Origin of the sequence: Alteromonas naphthalenivorans (assembly GCF_000213655.1) — a bacterium.
In the GTDB taxonomy this organism is placed as follows: Bacteria; Pseudomonadota; Gammaproteobacteria; order Enterobacterales; family Alteromonadaceae; genus Alteromonas; species Alteromonas naphthalenivorans.
Genome location: NC_015554.1, coordinates 999,078 through 1,016,298, shown reverse-complemented (window position 1 = coordinate 1,016,298; position 17,221 = coordinate 999,078). Strand labels below are relative to the sequence as shown.

General features: G+C 44.5%; 16 protein-coding genes. 4 read left to right on the top strand and 12 right to left on the bottom strand.

What is annotated here, in order from left to right:
* Positions 1-33: 33 nt before the first annotated feature.
* The 8 genes from nusB to lpxD form a co-directional block, all read right to left on the bottom strand.
* Positions 34-456: a transcription antitermination factor NusB gene (gene nusB / locus AMBT_RS04340; RefSeq protein WP_013783366.1), complete on the bottom strand. Its 423-nt coding sequence runs from the start codon at positions 454-456 to the stop codon at positions 34-36.
* A 13-nt stretch (positions 457-469) separates the two neighbouring features.
* A complete protein-coding gene (gene ribH, locus AMBT_RS04335; protein WP_013783365.1) occupies positions 470-943 on the bottom strand; it encodes a 6,7-dimethyl-8-ribityllumazine synthase in 474 nt (157 codons plus the stop codon).
* A gap of 302 nt (positions 944-1,245) precedes the next feature.
* Positions 1,246-2,346, bottom strand: a complete 1,101-nt coding sequence (ribBA, locus tag AMBT_RS04330) for a bifunctional 3,4-dihydroxy-2-butanone-4-phosphate synthase/GTP cyclohydrolase II (protein WP_013783364.1) — start codon at positions 2,344-2,346, stop codon at positions 1,246-1,248.
* A 22-nt stretch (positions 2,347-2,368) separates the two neighbouring features.
* Positions 2,369-3,031, bottom strand: a complete 663-nt coding sequence (locus AMBT_RS04325; RefSeq protein WP_013783363.1) for a riboflavin synthase — start codon at positions 3,029-3,031, stop codon at positions 2,369-2,371.
* 15 nt (positions 3,032-3,046) lie between these two features.
* On the bottom strand, positions 3,047-4,138 hold the full coding sequence (gene ribD / locus AMBT_RS04320; protein WP_041452763.1) for a bifunctional diaminohydroxyphosphoribosylaminopyrimidine deaminase/5-amino-6-(5-phosphoribosylamino)uracil reductase RibD: 1,092 nt from the start codon (positions 4,136-4,138) through the stop codon (positions 3,047-3,049).
* 137 nt (positions 4,139-4,275) lie between these two features.
* On the bottom strand, positions 4,276-4,725 hold the full coding sequence (gene nrdR, locus AMBT_RS04315) for a transcriptional regulator NrdR (RefSeq protein WP_013783361.1): 450 nt from the start codon (positions 4,723-4,725) through the stop codon (positions 4,276-4,278).
* An 84-nt stretch (positions 4,726-4,809) separates the two neighbouring features.
* The gene (gene glyA, locus AMBT_RS04310; protein ID WP_013783360.1) at positions 4,810-6,066 is read right to left on the bottom strand and encodes a serine hydroxymethyltransferase; all 1,257 of its coding nucleotides are present in this window, start codon (positions 6,064-6,066) and stop codon (positions 4,810-4,812) included.
* 135 nt (positions 6,067-6,201) lie between these two features.
* Positions 6,202-7,230: a UDP-3-O-(3-hydroxymyristoyl)glucosamine N-acyltransferase gene (gene lpxD / locus AMBT_RS04305; RefSeq protein ID WP_013783359.1), complete on the bottom strand. Its 1,029-nt coding sequence runs from the start codon at positions 7,228-7,230 to the stop codon at positions 6,202-6,204.
* Positions 7,231-7,442: 212 nt separating this feature from the next.
* Between lpxD and ettA the strand changes: the two genes are divergently transcribed.
* The gene (ettA, locus tag AMBT_RS04300) at positions 7,443-9,110 is read left to right on the top strand and encodes an energy-dependent translational throttle protein EttA (protein ID WP_013783358.1); all 1,668 of its coding nucleotides are present in this window, start codon (positions 7,443-7,445) and stop codon (positions 9,108-9,110) included.
* A gap of 140 nt (positions 9,111-9,250) precedes the next feature.
* Positions 9,251-9,673 carry a PilZ domain-containing protein gene (locus tag AMBT_RS04295; RefSeq protein ID WP_013783357.1) on the top strand — a complete coding sequence of 141 codons (423 nt, stop codon included), beginning with the start codon at positions 9,251-9,253 and terminating at the stop codon, positions 9,671-9,673.
* On the opposite strand, the gene radA is transcribed toward AMBT_RS04295, so the two are convergent.
* Positions 9,640-11,007, bottom strand: coding sequence for a DNA repair protein RadA (radA, locus tag AMBT_RS04290; RefSeq protein ID WP_013783356.1), 1,368 nt, complete (start codon positions 11,005-11,007; stop codon positions 9,640-9,642). The two genes, AMBT_RS04295 and radA, sit on opposite strands and share 34 nt — an antisense overlap.
* Before the next feature lie 243 nt (positions 11,008-11,250).
* Between radA and AMBT_RS04285 the strand changes: the two genes are divergently transcribed.
* Entirely contained in the window at positions 11,251-13,809 is a 2,559-nt protein-coding gene (locus AMBT_RS04285) for a PilZ domain-containing protein (RefSeq protein WP_013783355.1), read from the top strand.
* Between the two features lie 122 nt (positions 13,810-13,931).
* Here the strand turns inward: AMBT_RS04285 and serB are convergent, their stop codons facing one another.
* A complete protein-coding gene (gene serB / locus AMBT_RS04280) occupies positions 13,932-14,930 on the bottom strand; it encodes a phosphoserine phosphatase SerB (protein ID WP_417874134.1) in 999 nt (332 codons plus the stop codon).
* Between the two features lie 126 nt (positions 14,931-15,056).
* On the opposite strand from serB, the gene AMBT_RS04275 reads away from it, so the two are divergent.
* The gene (locus tag AMBT_RS04275) at positions 15,057-15,674 is read left to right on the top strand and encodes a hypothetical protein (RefSeq protein ID WP_013783353.1); all 618 of its coding nucleotides are present in this window, start codon (positions 15,057-15,059) and stop codon (positions 15,672-15,674) included.
* A gap of 62 nt (positions 15,675-15,736) precedes the next feature.
* On the opposite strand, the gene AMBT_RS04270 is transcribed toward AMBT_RS04275, so the two are convergent.
* Together AMBT_RS04270 and pdxH are read right to left on the bottom strand one after the other, a co-directional pair.
* Positions 15,737-16,555, bottom strand: a complete 819-nt coding sequence (locus AMBT_RS04270; protein ID WP_013783352.1) for a TatD family hydrolase — start codon at positions 16,553-16,555, stop codon at positions 15,737-15,739.
* Positions 16,556-16,580: 25 nt separating this feature from the next.
* Complete coding sequence (pdxH, locus tag AMBT_RS04265) at positions 16,581-17,219, bottom strand: pyridoxamine 5'-phosphate oxidase (protein ID WP_013783351.1); 639 nt, start codon at positions 17,217-17,219, stop codon at positions 16,581-16,583.
* Positions 17,220-17,221: the final 2 nt, after the last annotated feature.

The following is a 17,221-nucleotide window of genomic DNA, read 5'->3' as shown; positions in this document are numbered from 1 at the left end:
AACCCTTGTGACATCCAATGCCACTGTACAAGGTTAATCGCGTTCGTCTTTACGCAACGAGCGAACCGCTTTATCAAGCGCACCATTAATGAATTTATGACTTTCTTCGGCCCCGAAAGACTTCGCAAGTTCAATCGCTTCATTAATAATTACGCGATAAGGCACATCCTTACGCTCTGTAAGTTCCAGTGTCGCAATGCGTAAAATAGCCTTTTCGATTGCATCTAGTTCTTCAGGCAAACGGCCCAGGTACGGCTTAATAGTCGTATCTAAGTGGCTAGCGCTGTGCGCCACACCGCGAAGCAGTGCCTGAAAATAAGCCATATCAACTTTCTTCATATCGTTACTGGTCGCAAGCGCCAGTTCAATTTGTTGAATATCGTTATGACTCATTTGCCATGAATAGATGCCTTGAAGGGCAAGTTCACGGGCTTTACGACGAGCTGAAACTTTCACTTAATTTTTTACCTTAAAGCTTTTCAACAGCATCGATAACGTTAACCATCTCAAGCGCACCTAAGGCTGCTTCAGCGCCTTTGTTGCCTGCTTTGGTTCCAGAACGTTCGATAGCCTGTTCAATAGAATCTGTAGTGATAACGCCAAAAGATACCGGTACACCGTATTCTAGCGATACTTGCGCTAGGCCTTTGTTACATTCGCCTGCAACAAAGTCAAAATGAGGTGTGCCGCCACGAATTACCGCACCTAGTGCAATAATGGCGTCAAAAGATTTTTTCTCAGCAAGTTTCTTAGCAACAATAGGCAACTCATAAGCACCTGGAACACGAACCACTGTGATATCGTCTTCATTCACTTCGCCGTGACGGTCTAATGTGTCTAATGCGCCTTCCAATAAGCTCTCAACAACAAAGCTATTAAAGCGTGCAACAACAATAGCAATCTTCTTACCGGTCGCTCTGATATTACCTTCAACTACTTGCATGATTTCATTCCTCGAGAAAAACGGCGCGAAGTATACCACAACTACGCCCAAACTAAATCGATTGTTTTTGTTACTGGCTGACAAGTCCGTTAGCCCGAATAACAAACGGCAAGGTGGGGATAGGGCTCCGTAAACACGCGGTAAATACTTCCCTGTACGCTCCGCCACCGCATCCATGCGGTGGAGGGTTTACTGCGCCCTTTCCCCACCTTTCCTATAAATTACTTACGTAAATTGCATTAGCTTGTGGTAATGACTTTTCGTGAACAGAGCCTTACCAAGAGCTTCTGATTTACCACCACTTAATCGTGTACGTACTCAACCACTTCTAGGCCATAGCCTGATAGAGCATGGTATTTAATAGGTTTGCTTAGTAAGCGCATTTTTTGAACGCCAATAGACGCTAAAATTTGGCTACCAACACCAATAGTGCGCGACGAGCCCTGCCAATCAGCACCGGTTGGGCGCTCGCCTCTGTCTTCAGCAGCAAAGCGGCGGACCTGTTGTTCAATTTGTTCATCTTTACCAAGCAGTACAAGTACACCGCCTTCATCAGCAATTTTTTGCATACCTTCAGATAAGGTAAGCGAACGATGAATACCACGAGTAGAACCCAGTAAATCACTGAAGGTATTATGCAAATGCACGCGAACTAATGTTGGATTTTCGGCGCTAACTTCACCTTTCTTCAAAGCAAAGTGTAGCTGATTATCAATACTGTCTTTAAAAGTATGAAGCTCGAAATCACCATATTCTGTAGGCAGGTTGCACTGAGCAACTTTTTCAATGGTGGTTTCGTTTAGATTTCTGTACTCGATTAAATCGGCAATGGTGCCAATTTTAAGGTCGTGCTTTTCGGCGAACTTCTCAAGCTCGGGGCGACGTGCCATTGAGCCGTCTTCATTTAAGATTTCAACGATAACACCGGCCGGCTCTAACCCTGCTAAGCGCGGTAAATCGACTCCCGCTTCAGTATGCCCTGCGCGGTTTAATACGCCGCCTTCTTTAGCAATTAGCGGGAAAATATGCCCTGGCTGCACAATATCGGTAGCTTTTGCTTCTTTAGCAACAGCGGCTTTAATCGTTACAGCACGGTCAGCTGCTGAAATACCAGTAGTAACACCTGTTGCGGCTTCAATCGATACGGTGAAGTTAGTCGAAAACTGCGCTTCGTTTTTATCCACCATTAACGGAAGATTAAGGCGTCTGCAGCGTGCTTCGGTCATCGGCAGGCAAACTAAACCTCTGGCGTGCGTTACCATAAAGTTAATGGCTTCTGGCGTGACATGTTCTGCTGCCATAATAAGATCGCCTTCGTTTTCACGATCTTCATCATCCATCAAGATAACCATTTTACCTTGACGAATGTCTTCAATAATTTCTTTCGAGGTGTTAAATGCCATAGTTTTTATACTTCTTGTAGGGTTACTTTCTCAAAAATCCGTTCTCAGCCAAAAACGCCATATCAATGTCTTTTGATATCGGTGACGCTGCTTTATCACCCATCATTAAGCGTTCAAGGTAACGTGCTATTACATCTACTTCTAAATTTACAGCGGTGCCTACTTCGTAATGTCCCATCACCGTTTCTTTCAGCGTATGAGGAATTATCCAAAGCATAAACTCAGCACCGTTGACTTCATTCACTGTAAGGCTCACACCATCAACAGTGATGCTGCCCTTATGAGCAATGTACTTGGCTAAAGATGTAGGTGCTTTTACCCAAAATTCAACATAGTCGGTGTGTTTTATAATTTTACTGATCTCGCCCACGCCATCGACGTGACCTGAAACAATGTGTCCGCCCAGTCTGTCAGTGGGTCGCATTGCCTTTTCAAGGTTCACAGTAGAGCCCGTGCCGTAATGGGCAAACCCGGTAAGTTTTATGGTTTCAGCCGATACATCAGCGCAATAATAATCGCTACCCATATCAGTTACGGTAAGGCATACCCCGTTGGTAGCAATACTATCACCAAGCGCTACATCGGCCATATCCAGTGTAGTTGATGAAACCGTTAACCGTATGTCACTACCTCGGTTATCGAGTTTGGTAATCTTGCCTAAAGCTTGAATAATTCCAGTAAACATAATGTTCCTATAAGGCTATTGAGGCGTGTTAAGGGTGTTAAGAAGGTAACGAAGCTTAATATCGTTACCTATTTGTCGACTTTCAATCAGCGACAATTCAATAGCTTGATTCAATTCGGTAAAGGTGGGTAAAGATACCATACTCACCCCTTTGTCTCCCAATAGCTTAGGTGCTTGATAACAGATGAGTTCATCTACTTCACCAGCTATCAGTAAGGCGCCAGCTAAACCCGGTCCTGCCTCTACCCACACTTCATTAAACTGCATGTCGCCTAACTGCAGCATCAATTTACTGATATCCACTTTACCGTTCATCGCATCAACGGTTAGGTGTTGGCGGTTGTCAGTATCGGCGCTATTTTGGGTAGATACCACGAAGGTGGGATGACCATCGTTCATGCACCTGTAGTCTCTTGAAAGATCATCGGCACTATTCACAATTATCCGCACTGGCTGGCGAATAGCCTCCAATGGGTAATGTGCAAACTTCGCTTCGTCTGGTCTGACTAATAGACTAGGATTATCGGCTTTTACCGTTCCCGATCCTGTTAACACCGCGCAGCTTTGTGCACGGTAATGCTGTACATCTCGTCTAGCTTCTGGCCCAGTTATCCATTGACTATTACCATTTTGAAGCGCAATTTTTCCATCCACACTTATGCCTAATTTCACTCGCACATAAGGTTTGCCAGTTAACATGCGCTTGATAAAGCCTGGGTTCAAAGCGGCAGATTCTGCCGACATAATATCGGATGACACCTCAATGCCCGCATCTTGTAACATGCGAATACCATTACCGCTGACATTGGGGTTAGGATCAGTCATGGCAATAACTACTCGCGAGACTTGTGCTTTTATCAGTGCTTCTGCGCAGGGGGGCGTTCGTCCATAATGACTACATGGCTCTAGTGTCACATAGGCTGTAGCGCCTTTTGCTTTTTTCCCTGCTTCACGAAGGGCATGAATTTCTGCGTGAGGGGTGCCGGCTTGGACATGAAAGCCTTGGCCAATAGAGTCATTGTTATTATTAACAATGACACAACCAACACGGGGATTAGGAGAAGTTGTAAATTGGCCTTTTTGCGCCAATCGAATGGCTTTGGCCATCCAATAATAGTCAATTTCAACGGCCTTACCCGGCAAGTCACTGGAAGAGCTACTATTGTGGTCTTTGCCTACGTCGGTATTTGAGCCGCTATTTATATGAGCATGGGTAGTATTAATTGACACTGCAAATCCCGTGGTTAATCCCCTAGTCTGGCTATTTCCTCACCAAACTCTCGGATATCTTCAAAGGAACGATAAACAGATGCAAACCGCACATAAGCGACCTTATCTAGCTCTTTTAGCGCTTTCATGATTAGGTTGCCTAACAGTTCACTCCCCACTTCTCGTTCGCCGGTTGCCCGAAGCTCTGACTTAAGTGACAAGATACACTGCTCAACTTTTTCTGTACTCACTGGGCGTTTTTCTAGCGCGCGCTGTAAGCCTGCACGAAGCTTATCTTCGTTGAAAGGCTCTCGTGAACCATCACGTTTAATAACACGCGGCATTACGAGTTCGGCACTTTCGAAGGTCGTAAAACGTTCATGACACATTGCGCATTCACGACGCCGGCGCACCTGATGCCCCTCTGCCACTAGGCGAGAGTCAATCACTTTTGTTTCTTGTGCTGAACAAAAGGGGCAAAACATGAGCGATCCTTAACTTACTATTTACTACGCGTTAGCCTGTGTTTGTAGAGACTAACGCGTGGTAACTTTTCTTATCTAGGTTGCTTACGCGTAAACAGGGAACTGTTCACAAAGTGCAACCACTTCACTTTTAACACGGTCAATAACGCTGTCATCACCCATATTATCTAGCACATCACAAATCCATGTAGCGACTTGTTTGGCTTGTTCTTCTTTAAAGCCACGACGAGTAATAGCTGGGCTACCGATACGCAATCCACTTGTAACAAACGGTGAGCGAGGATCGTTAGGAACCGAGTTCTTGTTAACGGTAATGTTAGCCGCACCAAGGGCAGCATCAGCATCTTTACCCGTAATATCTTTATCGATAAGATCTAACAGGAACAAATGGTTTTCAGTACCATTAGATACAATTTTGTATCCGCGTTCTTGCATTACCGCCACCATCGCTTTTGCGTTCGCAACAACCTGTGTTTGGTATTCTTTAAAATCTGGCTGAAGTGCTTCTTTAAACGCTACTGCTTTTGCTGCAATAACATGGCACAAAGGACCACCTTGGTTGCCCGGGAATACTGAGCTTTGAAGCTTTTTATAAATCGCTTCGTCACCACAGGCAGACAAAATTAGTCCACTTCGTGGGCCCGCTAAGGTTTTATGTGTGGTTGTAGTGACTACGTGTGCGTGCGGCAGAGGATTTGGGTAAACACCCGCTGCAATCAAACCTGCAACGTGCGCCATATCAACTAACAGGAAAGCGCCTACGCTGTCGGCGATTTCACGGAACTTTGCCCAATCAACAACACCTGAGTAAGCTGAGAAACCACCAATAATCATTTTTGGTTTATGTTCTTCTGCTAACGCAGCAACCTGTTCGTAATCGATTTCACCGGTTTCGTGGTTCAAACCATACTGAACGGCATTGTAGGTTTTGCCCGAAAAGTTCACATGAGAACCATGAGTAAGGTGACCACCTTCAGAAAGGCTCATACCAAGCACAGTATCGCCAGCATCAAGCAATGCCATAAATACCGCTGAGTTAGCTTGTGAACCTGAGTGAGGCTGCACGTTAGCGTAATCTGCACCGAAAAGCTCTTTTGCACGGTCGATAGCAAGTTGCTCAACCACATCTACGTGCTCACAACCGCCGTAATAACGCTTGCCAGGATAGCCTTCAGCATACTTGTTAGTAAGTTGAGAGCCCTGTGCTTCCATAACCCGCGGGCTACAGTAGTTTTCAGAGGCGATAAGTTCGATATGCTGTTCCTGACGGACAACCTCTTTAGCCATTGCATCGGCTAGTTCTGGATCAAAGTCAGCGATATTCATTTCGCGAGGTAACATGAGGACTCCTTAACGGCGTTAATTTATGGCTTGTTCGTGGCTTATTCTAGTCATTTTCAAGGGCTTGTATACCGCTTTATGACCAATTTAATTTAAATGGCGCAGGTTTAACGAATTCCCTGCGCTGTGACGTGATCAGACCTGTTTTTCTAGCGCCTTCACGCGGTCATATAAACTGCCAATTTTTTGCAGTCTTATGGTATTTCGCTTCCATTCTCGGTTAGACGTGGCTGGCTGACCTGAAGAATAAACCCCTGGTTCCGTGATATCTTGAACAATCATGGAGTAGCCGGTTATTTGCACTTTGTCGCAAATAGAAATATGGCCGTTTACGCCAACACCACCGCCGATAACAACGTACTTTCCTATATGGCAACTGCCCGCAATACCGGTTGCACCGCAAATACACGAATGATCGCCAATAATGCAGTTGTGACCTATTTGTACTTGGTTATCAATAATCACATTTTTACCTAGCACAGTATCTTCCATGGCACCGCGGTCGATAGTACTACTTGCACCAATTTGACTGTCGTCGCCAATTTGTACAGACCCCGTTTGCGGAATAGGAAGCCATACGCCTTTGTCGTTCGCGTAACCAAAGCCTGCAGCACCGATAACCGTTTGGCTATGTACTGCTACACGTTTTCCTAAAACAACATCGTGGTAAATAGTAACGTTAGGGTGAATTACACAACCTTCCCCTATTTGCGTACCTCTACGAATAACCGTATTCGCACCAATAGTTACCCTATCGCCTATCACCACGTTATCTTCAATAATCACATTGTGACCTAACGACACATCACTACCAATATTTGCCGACGACGCAATAACGGCGGTGTCGGCAATACCACTTGCTACTACGGGTGTGGTATCAAATAGCTGGGCAATGCGTGCAAACGCTGCATGAGGATTGTCTACCACAAGCGCTGGGCACGGGGCCGTGTCTTTCAAACTGCTGTGTAGAATAACCGCACCGGCAGAGGTATCGCTTAACTGTGATTTATATTTCGGATTAGTAAGAAATGAGATTTGATGGCTGGCAGCGCCTGCCAGCGTTCCTACCGCAGAGATAACGACACTGCCGTCTCCCTCTACAACACCGCCTACATGGCTGGCAAGTTCCGATAGGCTGTAAGGGCGTTTGTTCATTGCAGTCATACAGTGAATACCTATTTTTTCATTAAAGCGTATGCTAGCGAAGTTTACCTCAATTTGTTAAAGGTGACCGCCGTATTATTCGTACTTTTCGCCTTCTTTTTACTTCAATTGAACAAAATACCATCAAGCATGAGGTTGTATGGCGGTTCACACTGGCACAGACTATCCTGTTACGAGTACAATGATGCTTTATTTTCTGGCAAGGACACAGCATGGCTCAATACGTTTACAGTATGCATCGCGTGGGGAAAATTGTTCCACCGAATCGTCAAATTCTTAAAAATATCTCTCTTAGTTTTTTCCCTGGTGCCAAAATTGGCGTATTGGGTTTAAATGGATCTGGTAAATCTACGCTGCTTCGCATTATGGCCGGACTAGACACCGAAATTGAAGGTGAAGCACGCCCTCAACCAGGTCTTAAAATAGGTTATCTACCTCAGGAGCCTCAACTAGACGAATCAAAAGATGTACGCGGAAACGTGGAAGAAGCGTTAGCCGACGTTAAACACGCGCTAACTCGCTTAGACGAAGTGTATGCTGCTTACGCAGAAGCTGATGCCGATTTCGACGCCCTTGCAAAAGAGCAAGGTGAACTTGAAGCGATTATTCAGTCGAAAGACGGACATAACTTAGAGAATACCTTAAACCGTGCTGCCGAAGCGCTTCGTCTTCCAGCATGGGATGCAGACGTTAGCAAGTTATCAGGTGGTGAGCGCCGCCGTGTTGCCTTATGTCGCTTGTTACTCGAAAAGCCAGAAATGCTTCTTCTCGACGAGCCAACCAACCACTTGGATGCTGAATCGGTTGCTTGGTTAGAACGCTTCCTTCACGATTATGAAGGCACAGTGGTAGCGATTACCCATGATAGATACTTCCTAGATAATGTTGCAGGCTGGATATTAGAACTAGACCGTGGTGAAGGTATTCCATGGGAAGGTAACTATTCCTCTTGGTTGGAACAAAAAGATCAGCGTTTACAGCAAGAAGAACGCAGCGAAAATGCACGCCAAAAGAGTATTAGACAAGAACTCGAATGGGTTCGCTCTAATCCAAAAGGTCGCCACGCAAAAAGCAAAGCGCGTATGGCTCGCTTTGAGGAGATGTCTACGGGCGATTACCAAAAACGTAACGAGACTAACGAACTCTTCATTCCACCTGGTGAGCGTTTAGGTGACAAGGTTATTGAAGTTGAACACCTCAATAAGTCCTACGGTGAACGTGTACTTATTGATGACTTGTCGTTTAAAGTTCCTAAAGGGGCAATTGTAGGGATTGTCGGGCCAAACGGTGCGGGTAAATCTACCCTATTTAGAATGCTTACCGGTGCAGAAAAACCAGATTCAGGCGACATCAGCTTGGGTGATTCTGTGAAAATTGCCAGCGTTGAGCAGTTCCGTGACCACATGAATGAAAACACCACGGTGTTTAAAGAAATTTCGGAAGAACAAGATATCATTCGTATTGGTAACTTCGAAATCAATAGCCGCGCGTATTGCAGCCGCTTTAACTTTAAAGGCAACGATCAGCAAAAATTCATTAAAGACTTATCGGGTGGTGAACGAAATCGTGTGCATTTAGCCAAGCTATTAAAAGCAGGCGGTAACGTACTGTTACTCGATGAACCAACTAATGACTTGGATGTTGAAACCTTACGAGCACTCGAGAATGCGCTATTGGAATTCCCAGGCTGTGCCATGGTTATTTCGCATGATAGATGGTTCTTAGATAGAGTGGCCACGCACATCATGGATTACCGCGACGAAGGTAACATTAACTTCTTTGAAGGTAACTACTCTGACTACGAAACTTGGCTTAAGGCTGAATTCGGTCAAGATGCAGTTGAACCTCACAGACTAAAATACAAGCGCATGACCAAATAGCGTTACAAAACGGGCTTATATGAGCCCGTTTTTTTGTGCCGTAAAGACTTGCTTTACACTCCTACACTTATTGCTAGTTGCCATGTGTACTAACATCACTAATACTGAGTGAATGAAAGATTTTCAAGCTTGAGGAAGTTATGTCAGACAAACGCTTATTTACACGTATTCCATTGGCCGTAAAAGGAACACTTGCCCATCATAATAAGCGCATTGATGTCATTATTATTGATGTCTCTCTTCAAGGCGTAAAATTAAGCGCAAACGAAGATGCACTTAACGAATTACCTTTCGACAGTCATGACCCTTACACGGCCACATTCAGAGCAAATGAAGACAGCCCGGTTATCACCCTGCATATAGAGCAACTGTATCGGCAGAATGATAACCGCAAAGATTCGGTTTCTTTGGGCTGCAAAGTTTCTCAAATGGATGTAGACAGCATAAGCGCACTTAGGCGCTTAATACTGCTTAACAGCCAAGAAGCTGATTTAAATGAAAAGGAATTAAACGCGTTAATTGAAGCGGTTTATTCTAATGCGTCTAATGCGTCGCTAAGTTGAGAGACTGGAATAACTTTCATACCATTTATTGCCTGTTTAGGCGCATTCGCCTTTGGCACAATCGCACGTTTGAAGCCATGTTTAGCGGCTTCAATAATGCGCTCAGTGCCATTGGGAACAGGCCTGATTTCTCCGGCTAGCCCCACTTCTCCAAATACAATGAGATCTTTGGGCAACGAACGATTTCGAAAACTCGATACCATTGCTAACAGTAACGCTAAGTCAGCACTGGTTTCGCTCACTTTCACGCCGCCGACCACATTCACGAAGACGTCTTGGTCGTTCATTTGCACATTACCGTGACGATGCAATACTGCTAGCAACATCGACAATCGGTTTTGGTCAAGCCCCACCGCAATTCGTCTAGGGTTAGACATTTGTGAGTAGTCCACCAAAGCCTGTATTTCTACCAATAGAGGCCGCGTGCCTTCCCAAATGACCATCACGCTCGACCCAGGGGTTTCATTTTCGCCACGGCTTAGAAAAATAGCCGAAGGATTGTTCACCTCTTTTAGGCCTTTTTCTGTCATCGCAAATACGCCTAATTCATTTACAGCGCCGAAACGATTTTTATGGCTGCGCAACGTACGGTAGCGCCCATCACTCTCCCCTTCCAGCATCATTGAACTGTCAATACAGTGCTCTAATACCTTCGGGCCAGCTAAGTTGCCATCTTTGGTTACATGACCTACAAGAAACATTGAGATGTGGTGTTGTTTTGCAAAACGAGTTAGATAGGCCGCACTTTCTCTAACTTGGGATACACTGCCCGGGGCAGATTGCACATCGGCTACATGCATCACTTGGATAGAGTCGATAACCATGATTTTTGGTTTTTTGGTTAACGCCAAGTCGCAGATAGTTTCTACGCTGGTTTCTGCCAGCATCATTAGCTTATCATCAGGCAAGGTCAAGCGCTTAGCCCGCATGGCCACCTGCTGAAGCGACTCTTCCCCTGTTACGTATAAAGCCGTTACAGTTTGTGCCATTTGACACATTACCTGAAGTAACAGGGTGCTTTTACCGGCACCAGGGGAGCCGCCAATTAGCATAGCAGCGCCTGGCACTATTCCACCGCCTAAAACCCTATCGAGCTCTTTAAACCCTGCGCTAAATCGCGGTAGAGATTCTAAATCAATCGCATTGAGCATTTCTATTTTAGCGGAAGTTTGCCCGGCATAACCTGATAAGGTTGGTTTTGAATTGGTTTTGGCGCTACTGACTACAAACTCGCTAATGGTGTTCCATGCTTTGCATTCAGAACACTGACCCTGCCAGCGTGGAAATTCAGCCCCACAATCTGAGCATACATAAGCCGTTTTTCGTTTTGCCATATTCCAGTTTTATCCCAGCGTGAAAAAGAGTATTCTATCTTATAAAGGACATCAAGGTACATTAACCCAAGTTAAACCCAAGTTAACCAAACCCACTTTGCAGCCTATCTAACCGTTATATTAGATTTTTCCACTGCGGTTGTTTGTGCGTCAAACTGCAAAATGCTGTTTATTAATGGGTTTAGCACTAGTGCCGATAATAATAATGTCTATAATAATAGAAAGTAACTAAGTTGTGCATACATGAGCCAAGATTTACAGCAATACGCTGACATAATTGAGCAATTGAAACCCCTAGTAAATGAACCTGAATTTAATAAGGTGCTTTTACAAATTGGTGGTGATATTCCCAAGGAAAAACGCTTTCTATTAAAAATGGAAGTGAAACGCCTTGCGAAGCCCTGTATGCGTTCCATTGATTTACGTGGCCAAGTAGACGGTAAATGCAAAAGCTATTTGCATGATGGCAGAACCCATTACATGGATGAAATTGCTGTCGATAAATTCGAAGAGCAAATTAGAATATTTGGTGGGTATACATTTGGTGTATACGAAGCCGTTCAAAATACTGAAAACAATTACCGTATCATTCGTGAGAAAGCAGAAGAAGCTCGCGACACAGGCTCAACTTCAAATGCCCCTCGCAAAAAAGGCTCTGCAATTTTAGAGCAGTTTAAAGTGCCAACGGTAAACCTACTAGATTATCGTCAACGCAACACAGAACGTATGAACTTTGCTGTTGCGGTTGAGCTATTTAATGAAAGCAACCACTCAATTAAAGGCTTAAGCGTTGATGTGTCGCTTGAAGGCCTGCAAGTCAAACTCACCAAAGAAACGTTGTTTAAGCAAAATGAGCTTTTACAAGTCTACTTCCGTGGGCTTGAAGGCGAGTTTGCCATGGATAAGAAAAATGGTATTGCTTATCGCCTCGTAAAAACAGTTCGCAAAAAAGACGTTATTTATTTAGCTTTACAACGTGCGACAGAGCGTCCAGCGCCCAGCTTCGATAAGTTTTTAGAAAGCTTTATTCACGGTAATAAACGCCGTTATAAAGTGAATATGAACAACACCATTGAAGCGATAACCAGCAAAACTTGTGAACAGTACTTTTCCCCAAGAAGCCCAACGTTACCGATTTATGTCGATCTAATTGAAGATAGGCTTATTCCACGCTTCGCTATGGTTAACGAAGTTAACCGCGAGACGGTGAGCTACTGGCAAGACGAGGAAGATGAGTGTCGCTTAGGTTTTCTGCTGTCGCAAAATAGATTGAACACCTTGCACGCTAAGCCTGCGCACCGTCGCGAAATATTTGTATTCAGCTTTACCCACTTACAAAACGACAAAGTCTTTTTTTACTCGGCCTCTTACGAACAACTTATAGAAAAAGACATGCTAAAACAGGTTTTCTTAGGCTTTGGCTCGAAGAAAGTTAGCTGGCGAGTATTTAAGTTAACCTTGACTGACATGTTGCCCGAACAAGCCCATACCCCCTTATCTATTCCTGACTCTGTGGGTACGAAAATAAAGCGGCAAAATACACCGCCTTCGCCTCGGGTTATGTCGAAGTTAAAAAACCTAAAATACTTGCTTCATGTGACCGACGTAACCTCTATATATGGGCAGCAGGCGTATAACGAATTAAAGTTCAATCGCGATAACCTCTCTCATCTGCGCGTTTTTGGACACCCTAGAAACCAGAAGACCTCAAACATAGAGTTGTTCCGATTTAAATATGAAGATCAACGTTTAGAGTCTCGCTACCGTTTGCGCTCTCAAATAGAGCTTAGATTATCTCATGACGACAGCGTACACGTTGGCGTAAGTGAAGATATCTCTGTTCATGGATTGGGGCTGCGGGTTGAGTTAAATAAAGAGTACGACGGGGAATTAGAAGGCCAAGTTGAAGTATCCTTCCCTCGCCTTCAGCAGATTACGCAAAACTTTGACGTAATGCATTTGCAGTATTCGGTAATTTACCACAATGCTGAGAAAAACATTTTGCACCTAAAAGCCATGAACGGTGAAGCAGGAAAAAGTGCAAGGGCGTTTTTTGAAGAATTGATTAAAAAGAACAAACACAGCTTAGAAGAAGACTCTGGTGAAGAAGAGTTGCCTGGCATGGGTCAAGCACTTCGCTGTATTAATGCTCGTAATGCTACGTCTTTATCCTTCTTGATGAGTAAAGAAGGAGTTAGGTACACGCCGCAAGCGGGCATTATCGGAAAGCAGGACCAGCGGGTTTCAAGCCTTGTCACCTACTTAACGGAAAAGCGTCAAGTAAACTTAGAGTTCTTATTCAGAGACAGAAAGCTAGATACCCCTTTCATGCAAAGCGGTATTAAGCAGGTGAAATTGGAAAATATGCCCTTGCGCCAAGAGCTTCTAATCTCTTTTGATGCCAAGCAAAAAGATCCTCGCATGGCCATTATTCCACGGTATTCCCACCGGTTTGAAAATAATGAGCAGCGTAAGACCTTTATTACTGAAGCGTTAAACAGAGGGCAATTCATTGCTATTCACGTGATGCTTACCACCACAGGCAAGCCGGATTTATCCATGTTACAAACAGAGATAAATTACGTTAGCGTGTATGCTATTCACCGGGCAAAAGAACTTGAAAATAAACTTTGGAGCTTAGCTGCCTGTTCGCACTTAATTGATGTAACAGATGAAGTATTGATTAGATATGAATTCGATGACGACACAATTAGCGCCAACCGAGACACTAAAGCGAAAGTAGAAGCGCCCGCTCAGTCCGGTATTCAAGCATTATTACAAGACCAAGCATTTGCGAAATAAAGACAAGCTCTGAAGGCTCTTATATCATCTTCAGAGCCTGCACTCGCTATTTATTCTTCGCGCTCAACACTGCGCCGCTAAAATTCTAATATACCCCCTAGTCAAGGTTAGCTATTTCACTACTAAGATAGAAAGTACAATAGACAATGTAGGCTGCCCAATCGAATAGCAACGTCAGCTTTTTCGTTCACAACTGGCTTTCCATGGCACGCCACCCCTAACGCTGATTCGGCCATCATCACTAAATCGTTTGCTCCGTCACCCATGGCAACCGTTTGCGCGCTCGGCACTCCCCAACGTTCGGCCAACGATTTCACGGTTCGCGCTTTCACTTCAGCATTCACAATTTCGCCAGACACTTCGCCGGTCAATATGCCCTGCTCTATCACCAACGTATTTGACACCGCTTCATCAAGATCTAAACGGGCTTTTAAATGGTTTGCAAAATAAGTAAAACCACCTGAAGCAATAGCAAGCTTCCAATTGTGTTGTTTTAGAATGGCAATCAGCAACTGTACACCTGGCATGATGGGCAAGCTATCACGTATTTGTTGAAGCTGTTGTTCTGGTACACCATCTAGGCAGGCCACTCGATGGTTCAAGCTATCGTTAAATGCTATTTCGCCCCGCATGGCCTGTTCGGTTACAGCAGCCACTTTTTCACCAACGCCCGCTAGTTTGGCAATTTCATCAATGCACTCAATATCAATTAACGTGCTATCCATATCCATCACAAGAAGACCTGGTTCGTTAAGCGATGGCTGCACATCTTGAATACCTAAATCCACATGATAACGGGCTGATAACGACGCGACTAGGGCTGGCACTGTAGTCTCAGCTTGGGAGTCGGCGTTTTCACTTAAGCGGCCTTTCACTACCACCACGCCATCACCGAGTTTGTTGTGTAACGGATGTAAGTGAATTGATGTAGCATTAAAAATGTCGCTAAACCCCTCAACAACCTGACTAACAATGTATGGTGTTAATGCTTGACCAATAACGGTTAAAATTGAAAGACCAGCTTCATCCTCACTGGGTGACTTTGTGGTAAGCTGCGTAGATAAAAAAGAGGTATCATGCATTGCATGAGGCGGTATTTCGTTTAAAAACGTGATCACTATTTATTCAAACCTTTGTTAGTCTTGCCCATATGCTACCCAATCATTACACATGTGGAAATACACACTTTCAAATTAGTCAAAATTACCCTACTGTTACCGCATAAAGATAAAGGAAATTGAGGCGAAATGCTGAACCACTTAGAAAGCGAACGCATTGCTCACAAACACAGCGTTTCACACTCGGCTTATACTGCTTTCAAGCGGCTTATCCATACTATTATCATGGCTACCGCTGTGGCATTGGCTGTGGGTCTATTTCTCATGTACCAGCAGTACCAGACCCATTGGGTTGACGTACAAACGGCCCAACCGGGTACCAGCATTAGCAATCAATATTCAAAAATCTTACAGCCTGCCTTAGTGGCACAAGACACGGTTCAACTAGCCCGTTTAATTACCATTGCATTAGAAGAACCCGCCGTTATCTCTTTAAGCGTATTTAATGCCCAAGGCGTTTATATTGCGCCCTTACCAAGAGTCGACAGTGTGGTAGCACTAGCCAGAGAACGAGACGTTGCTCCCAGTAGTCATGTTGAAAAAATTCTCGATGATAACGGCAAGGTAATTGGCTATTTGAACGTTAACATCGACACTGAGGTGGTACTTTCCAGTCCGTTAACGCTTCGCCAGCAATTGTGGCTTATTATTAGCGCCGTTATTGTGTTGGCATTGATTGTAGGTGTTTATATAACACGAGGGTTTTATAAGTTTCGCCCGTGGATAATTCGAGTTTTTCAGTCTTAAACACCATTTTTCGCTAACCCAAGTTAGCTCAAGCCAACAAACTTCACCTGTTTTTAGGCCTTTTATTGTCTGTTACAAAAAAGCCCTTTATGAAAAAGCGTAAGATAATTTTGGGTGGTAAGTTCGTTTAGGGCTTGCCCATCATACTCCCCTAGTTTACCGAGCGCGGCCAGTACATCCCCAAGATATTCAGGGCTGTTGCGAGCGCCTTGTCGCCCCTGCATTGGCATATCAGGTGAATCAGTTTCAAGAAGTAATCGGTCTGGGTGGTGCTGAAGCAAGTATATGATTGTCTCTTGCGTTTTCTTTGCTCTGTCATAGGTAATGGTTCCCCCTACGCCAATATAAAAACCTTTATCGACATACGCTTTGGCCACCTCTACACTGCCAGAAAATGCATGAATAACGCCGCCTTCTGCAAATCCTGTATTTTTGAGACTTTCAAAAATAAGATGATGGCTTTTTCGGTGATGTAAAATGACAGGAAGGGCGTATTCACTCGCTAATCCCAATTGCGCTTCAAACATCGCTTTTTGAAGCTGCATAGGTATCGCTATATGCCCATCTAAGCCAATTTCACCTACCGCGACAACCTCACTACTAGTCTGAAATAAAAGACGCTCTAGTGCGCTTAAGGCCGTGGCATTATCAGTTTCGCTAGTAGACAAAAAGTATGGATGTAGACCACACGCTATATCTATCGAAATAGCGTGCGTATTTTGGTTCGCAAAGGATTGTATAGCGTGTTGAGTTGACCACTGCGACACTTGCGTACCAGGAATAAGAATGCGTGTTAAGCCGGCGCTGATGGCGTGGCTTATCACCGACTGCCAGTCACCTTGAAATGCTGGCAAGTCTAAATGGCAGTGGCTATCAATCATTAAAGAATGCCAGAATCAGTGCCTATTAAGGCATTAAACGTTGAGTATTCCAGCTGCCATTTTCATCCCGGTTATATTCGAACCGGTCATGCAACCTGTCTTCACCGCCCTGCCAAAATTCTATTTGGTGAGGAACAATACGAAAGCCGCCCCAGAAGTCTGGTGCGGGTAGCGTTTTATTCGCAAACTTTTGTTTCATTTGGGCAAACTGAGTATGCAAAAGCTCGCGACTGCTAATAGGTTTACTTTGCTCAGAGGCATAAGCCGCCAACTGGCTGTCTTTAGGGCGAGAAAGGAAATAGGTCGCGTTTTCCTTAAAGGAAAGCTTTTCTACTACACCGCACACTCTCACTTGTCGCTCCATAAAAAACCAAGGGAAGTGACATGAAACTTTGGGGTTTTGACCAAGCTCTTGTGCTTTGCGGCTGCCTAAATTAGTGAAAAAGACAAACCCAGCTTCACTTACATCTTTCAACAGCACGATGCGCTGAGAAGGCTGACCTGTAGCATCAACGGTCGCCACAGTCATAGCAGTAGGATCGGGAATTTCAGCGCTGATGGCATCTTTTAGCCAACGGTCAAATAATGAAAAAGGATTAGCCGTTAAGTCTTTATCTTGCAGACTCCCTTTTGCATATTGTCTGCGCATATCAGAAATTGCCATAC

Excerpts from the sequence above, each read along its gene's own strand:
- ribH (WP_013783365.1), bottom strand. The coding sequence starts at position 943 with ATGCAAGTAGTTGAAGGTAATATCAGAGCGACCGGTAAGAAGATTGCT.
- ribBA (WP_013783364.1), bottom strand. The coding sequence starts at position 2,346 with ATGGCATTTAACACCTCGAAAGAAATTATTGAAGACATTCGTCAAGGT.
- AMBT_RS04325 (WP_013783363.1), bottom strand. The coding sequence starts at position 3,031 with ATGTTTACTGGAATTATTCAAGCTTTAGGCAAGATTACCAAACTCGAT.
- ribD (WP_041452763.1), bottom strand. The coding sequence starts at position 4,138 with ATGGCCAAAGCCATTCGATTGGCGCAAAAAGGCCAATTTACAACTTCT.
- nrdR (WP_013783361.1), bottom strand. The coding sequence starts at position 4,725 with ATGTTTTGCCCCTTTTGTTCAGCACAAGAAACAAAAGTGATTGACTCT.
- glyA (WP_013783360.1), bottom strand. The coding sequence starts at position 6,066 with ATGTTACCTCGCGAAATGAATATCGCTGACTTTGATCCAGAACTAGCC.
- lpxD (WP_013783359.1), bottom strand. The coding sequence starts at position 7,230 with ATGACTGCAATGAACAAACGCCCTTACAGCCTATCGGAACTTGCCAGC.
- ettA (WP_013783358.1), top strand. The coding sequence starts at position 7,443 with ATGGCTCAATACGTTTACAGTATGCATCGCGTGGGGAAAATTGTTCCA.
- AMBT_RS04295 (WP_013783357.1), top strand. The coding sequence starts at position 9,251 with ATGTCAGACAAACGCTTATTTACACGTATTCCATTGGCCGTAAAAGGA.
- radA (WP_013783356.1), bottom strand. The coding sequence starts at position 11,007 with ATGGCAAAACGAAAAACGGCTTATGTATGCTCAGATTGTGGGGCTGAA.
- AMBT_RS04285 (WP_013783355.1), top strand. The coding sequence starts at position 11,251 with ATGAGCCAAGATTTACAGCAATACGCTGACATAATTGAGCAATTGAAA.
- AMBT_RS04275 (WP_013783353.1), top strand. The coding sequence starts at position 15,057 with ATGCTGAACCACTTAGAAAGCGAACGCATTGCTCACAAACACAGCGTT.
- AMBT_RS04270 (WP_013783352.1), bottom strand. The coding sequence starts at position 16,555 with ATGATTGATAGCCACTGCCATTTAGACTTGCCAGCATTTCAAGGTGAC.
- pdxH (WP_013783351.1), bottom strand. The coding sequence starts at position 17,219 with ATGGCAATTTCTGATATGCGCAGACAATATGCAAAAGGGAGTCTGCAA.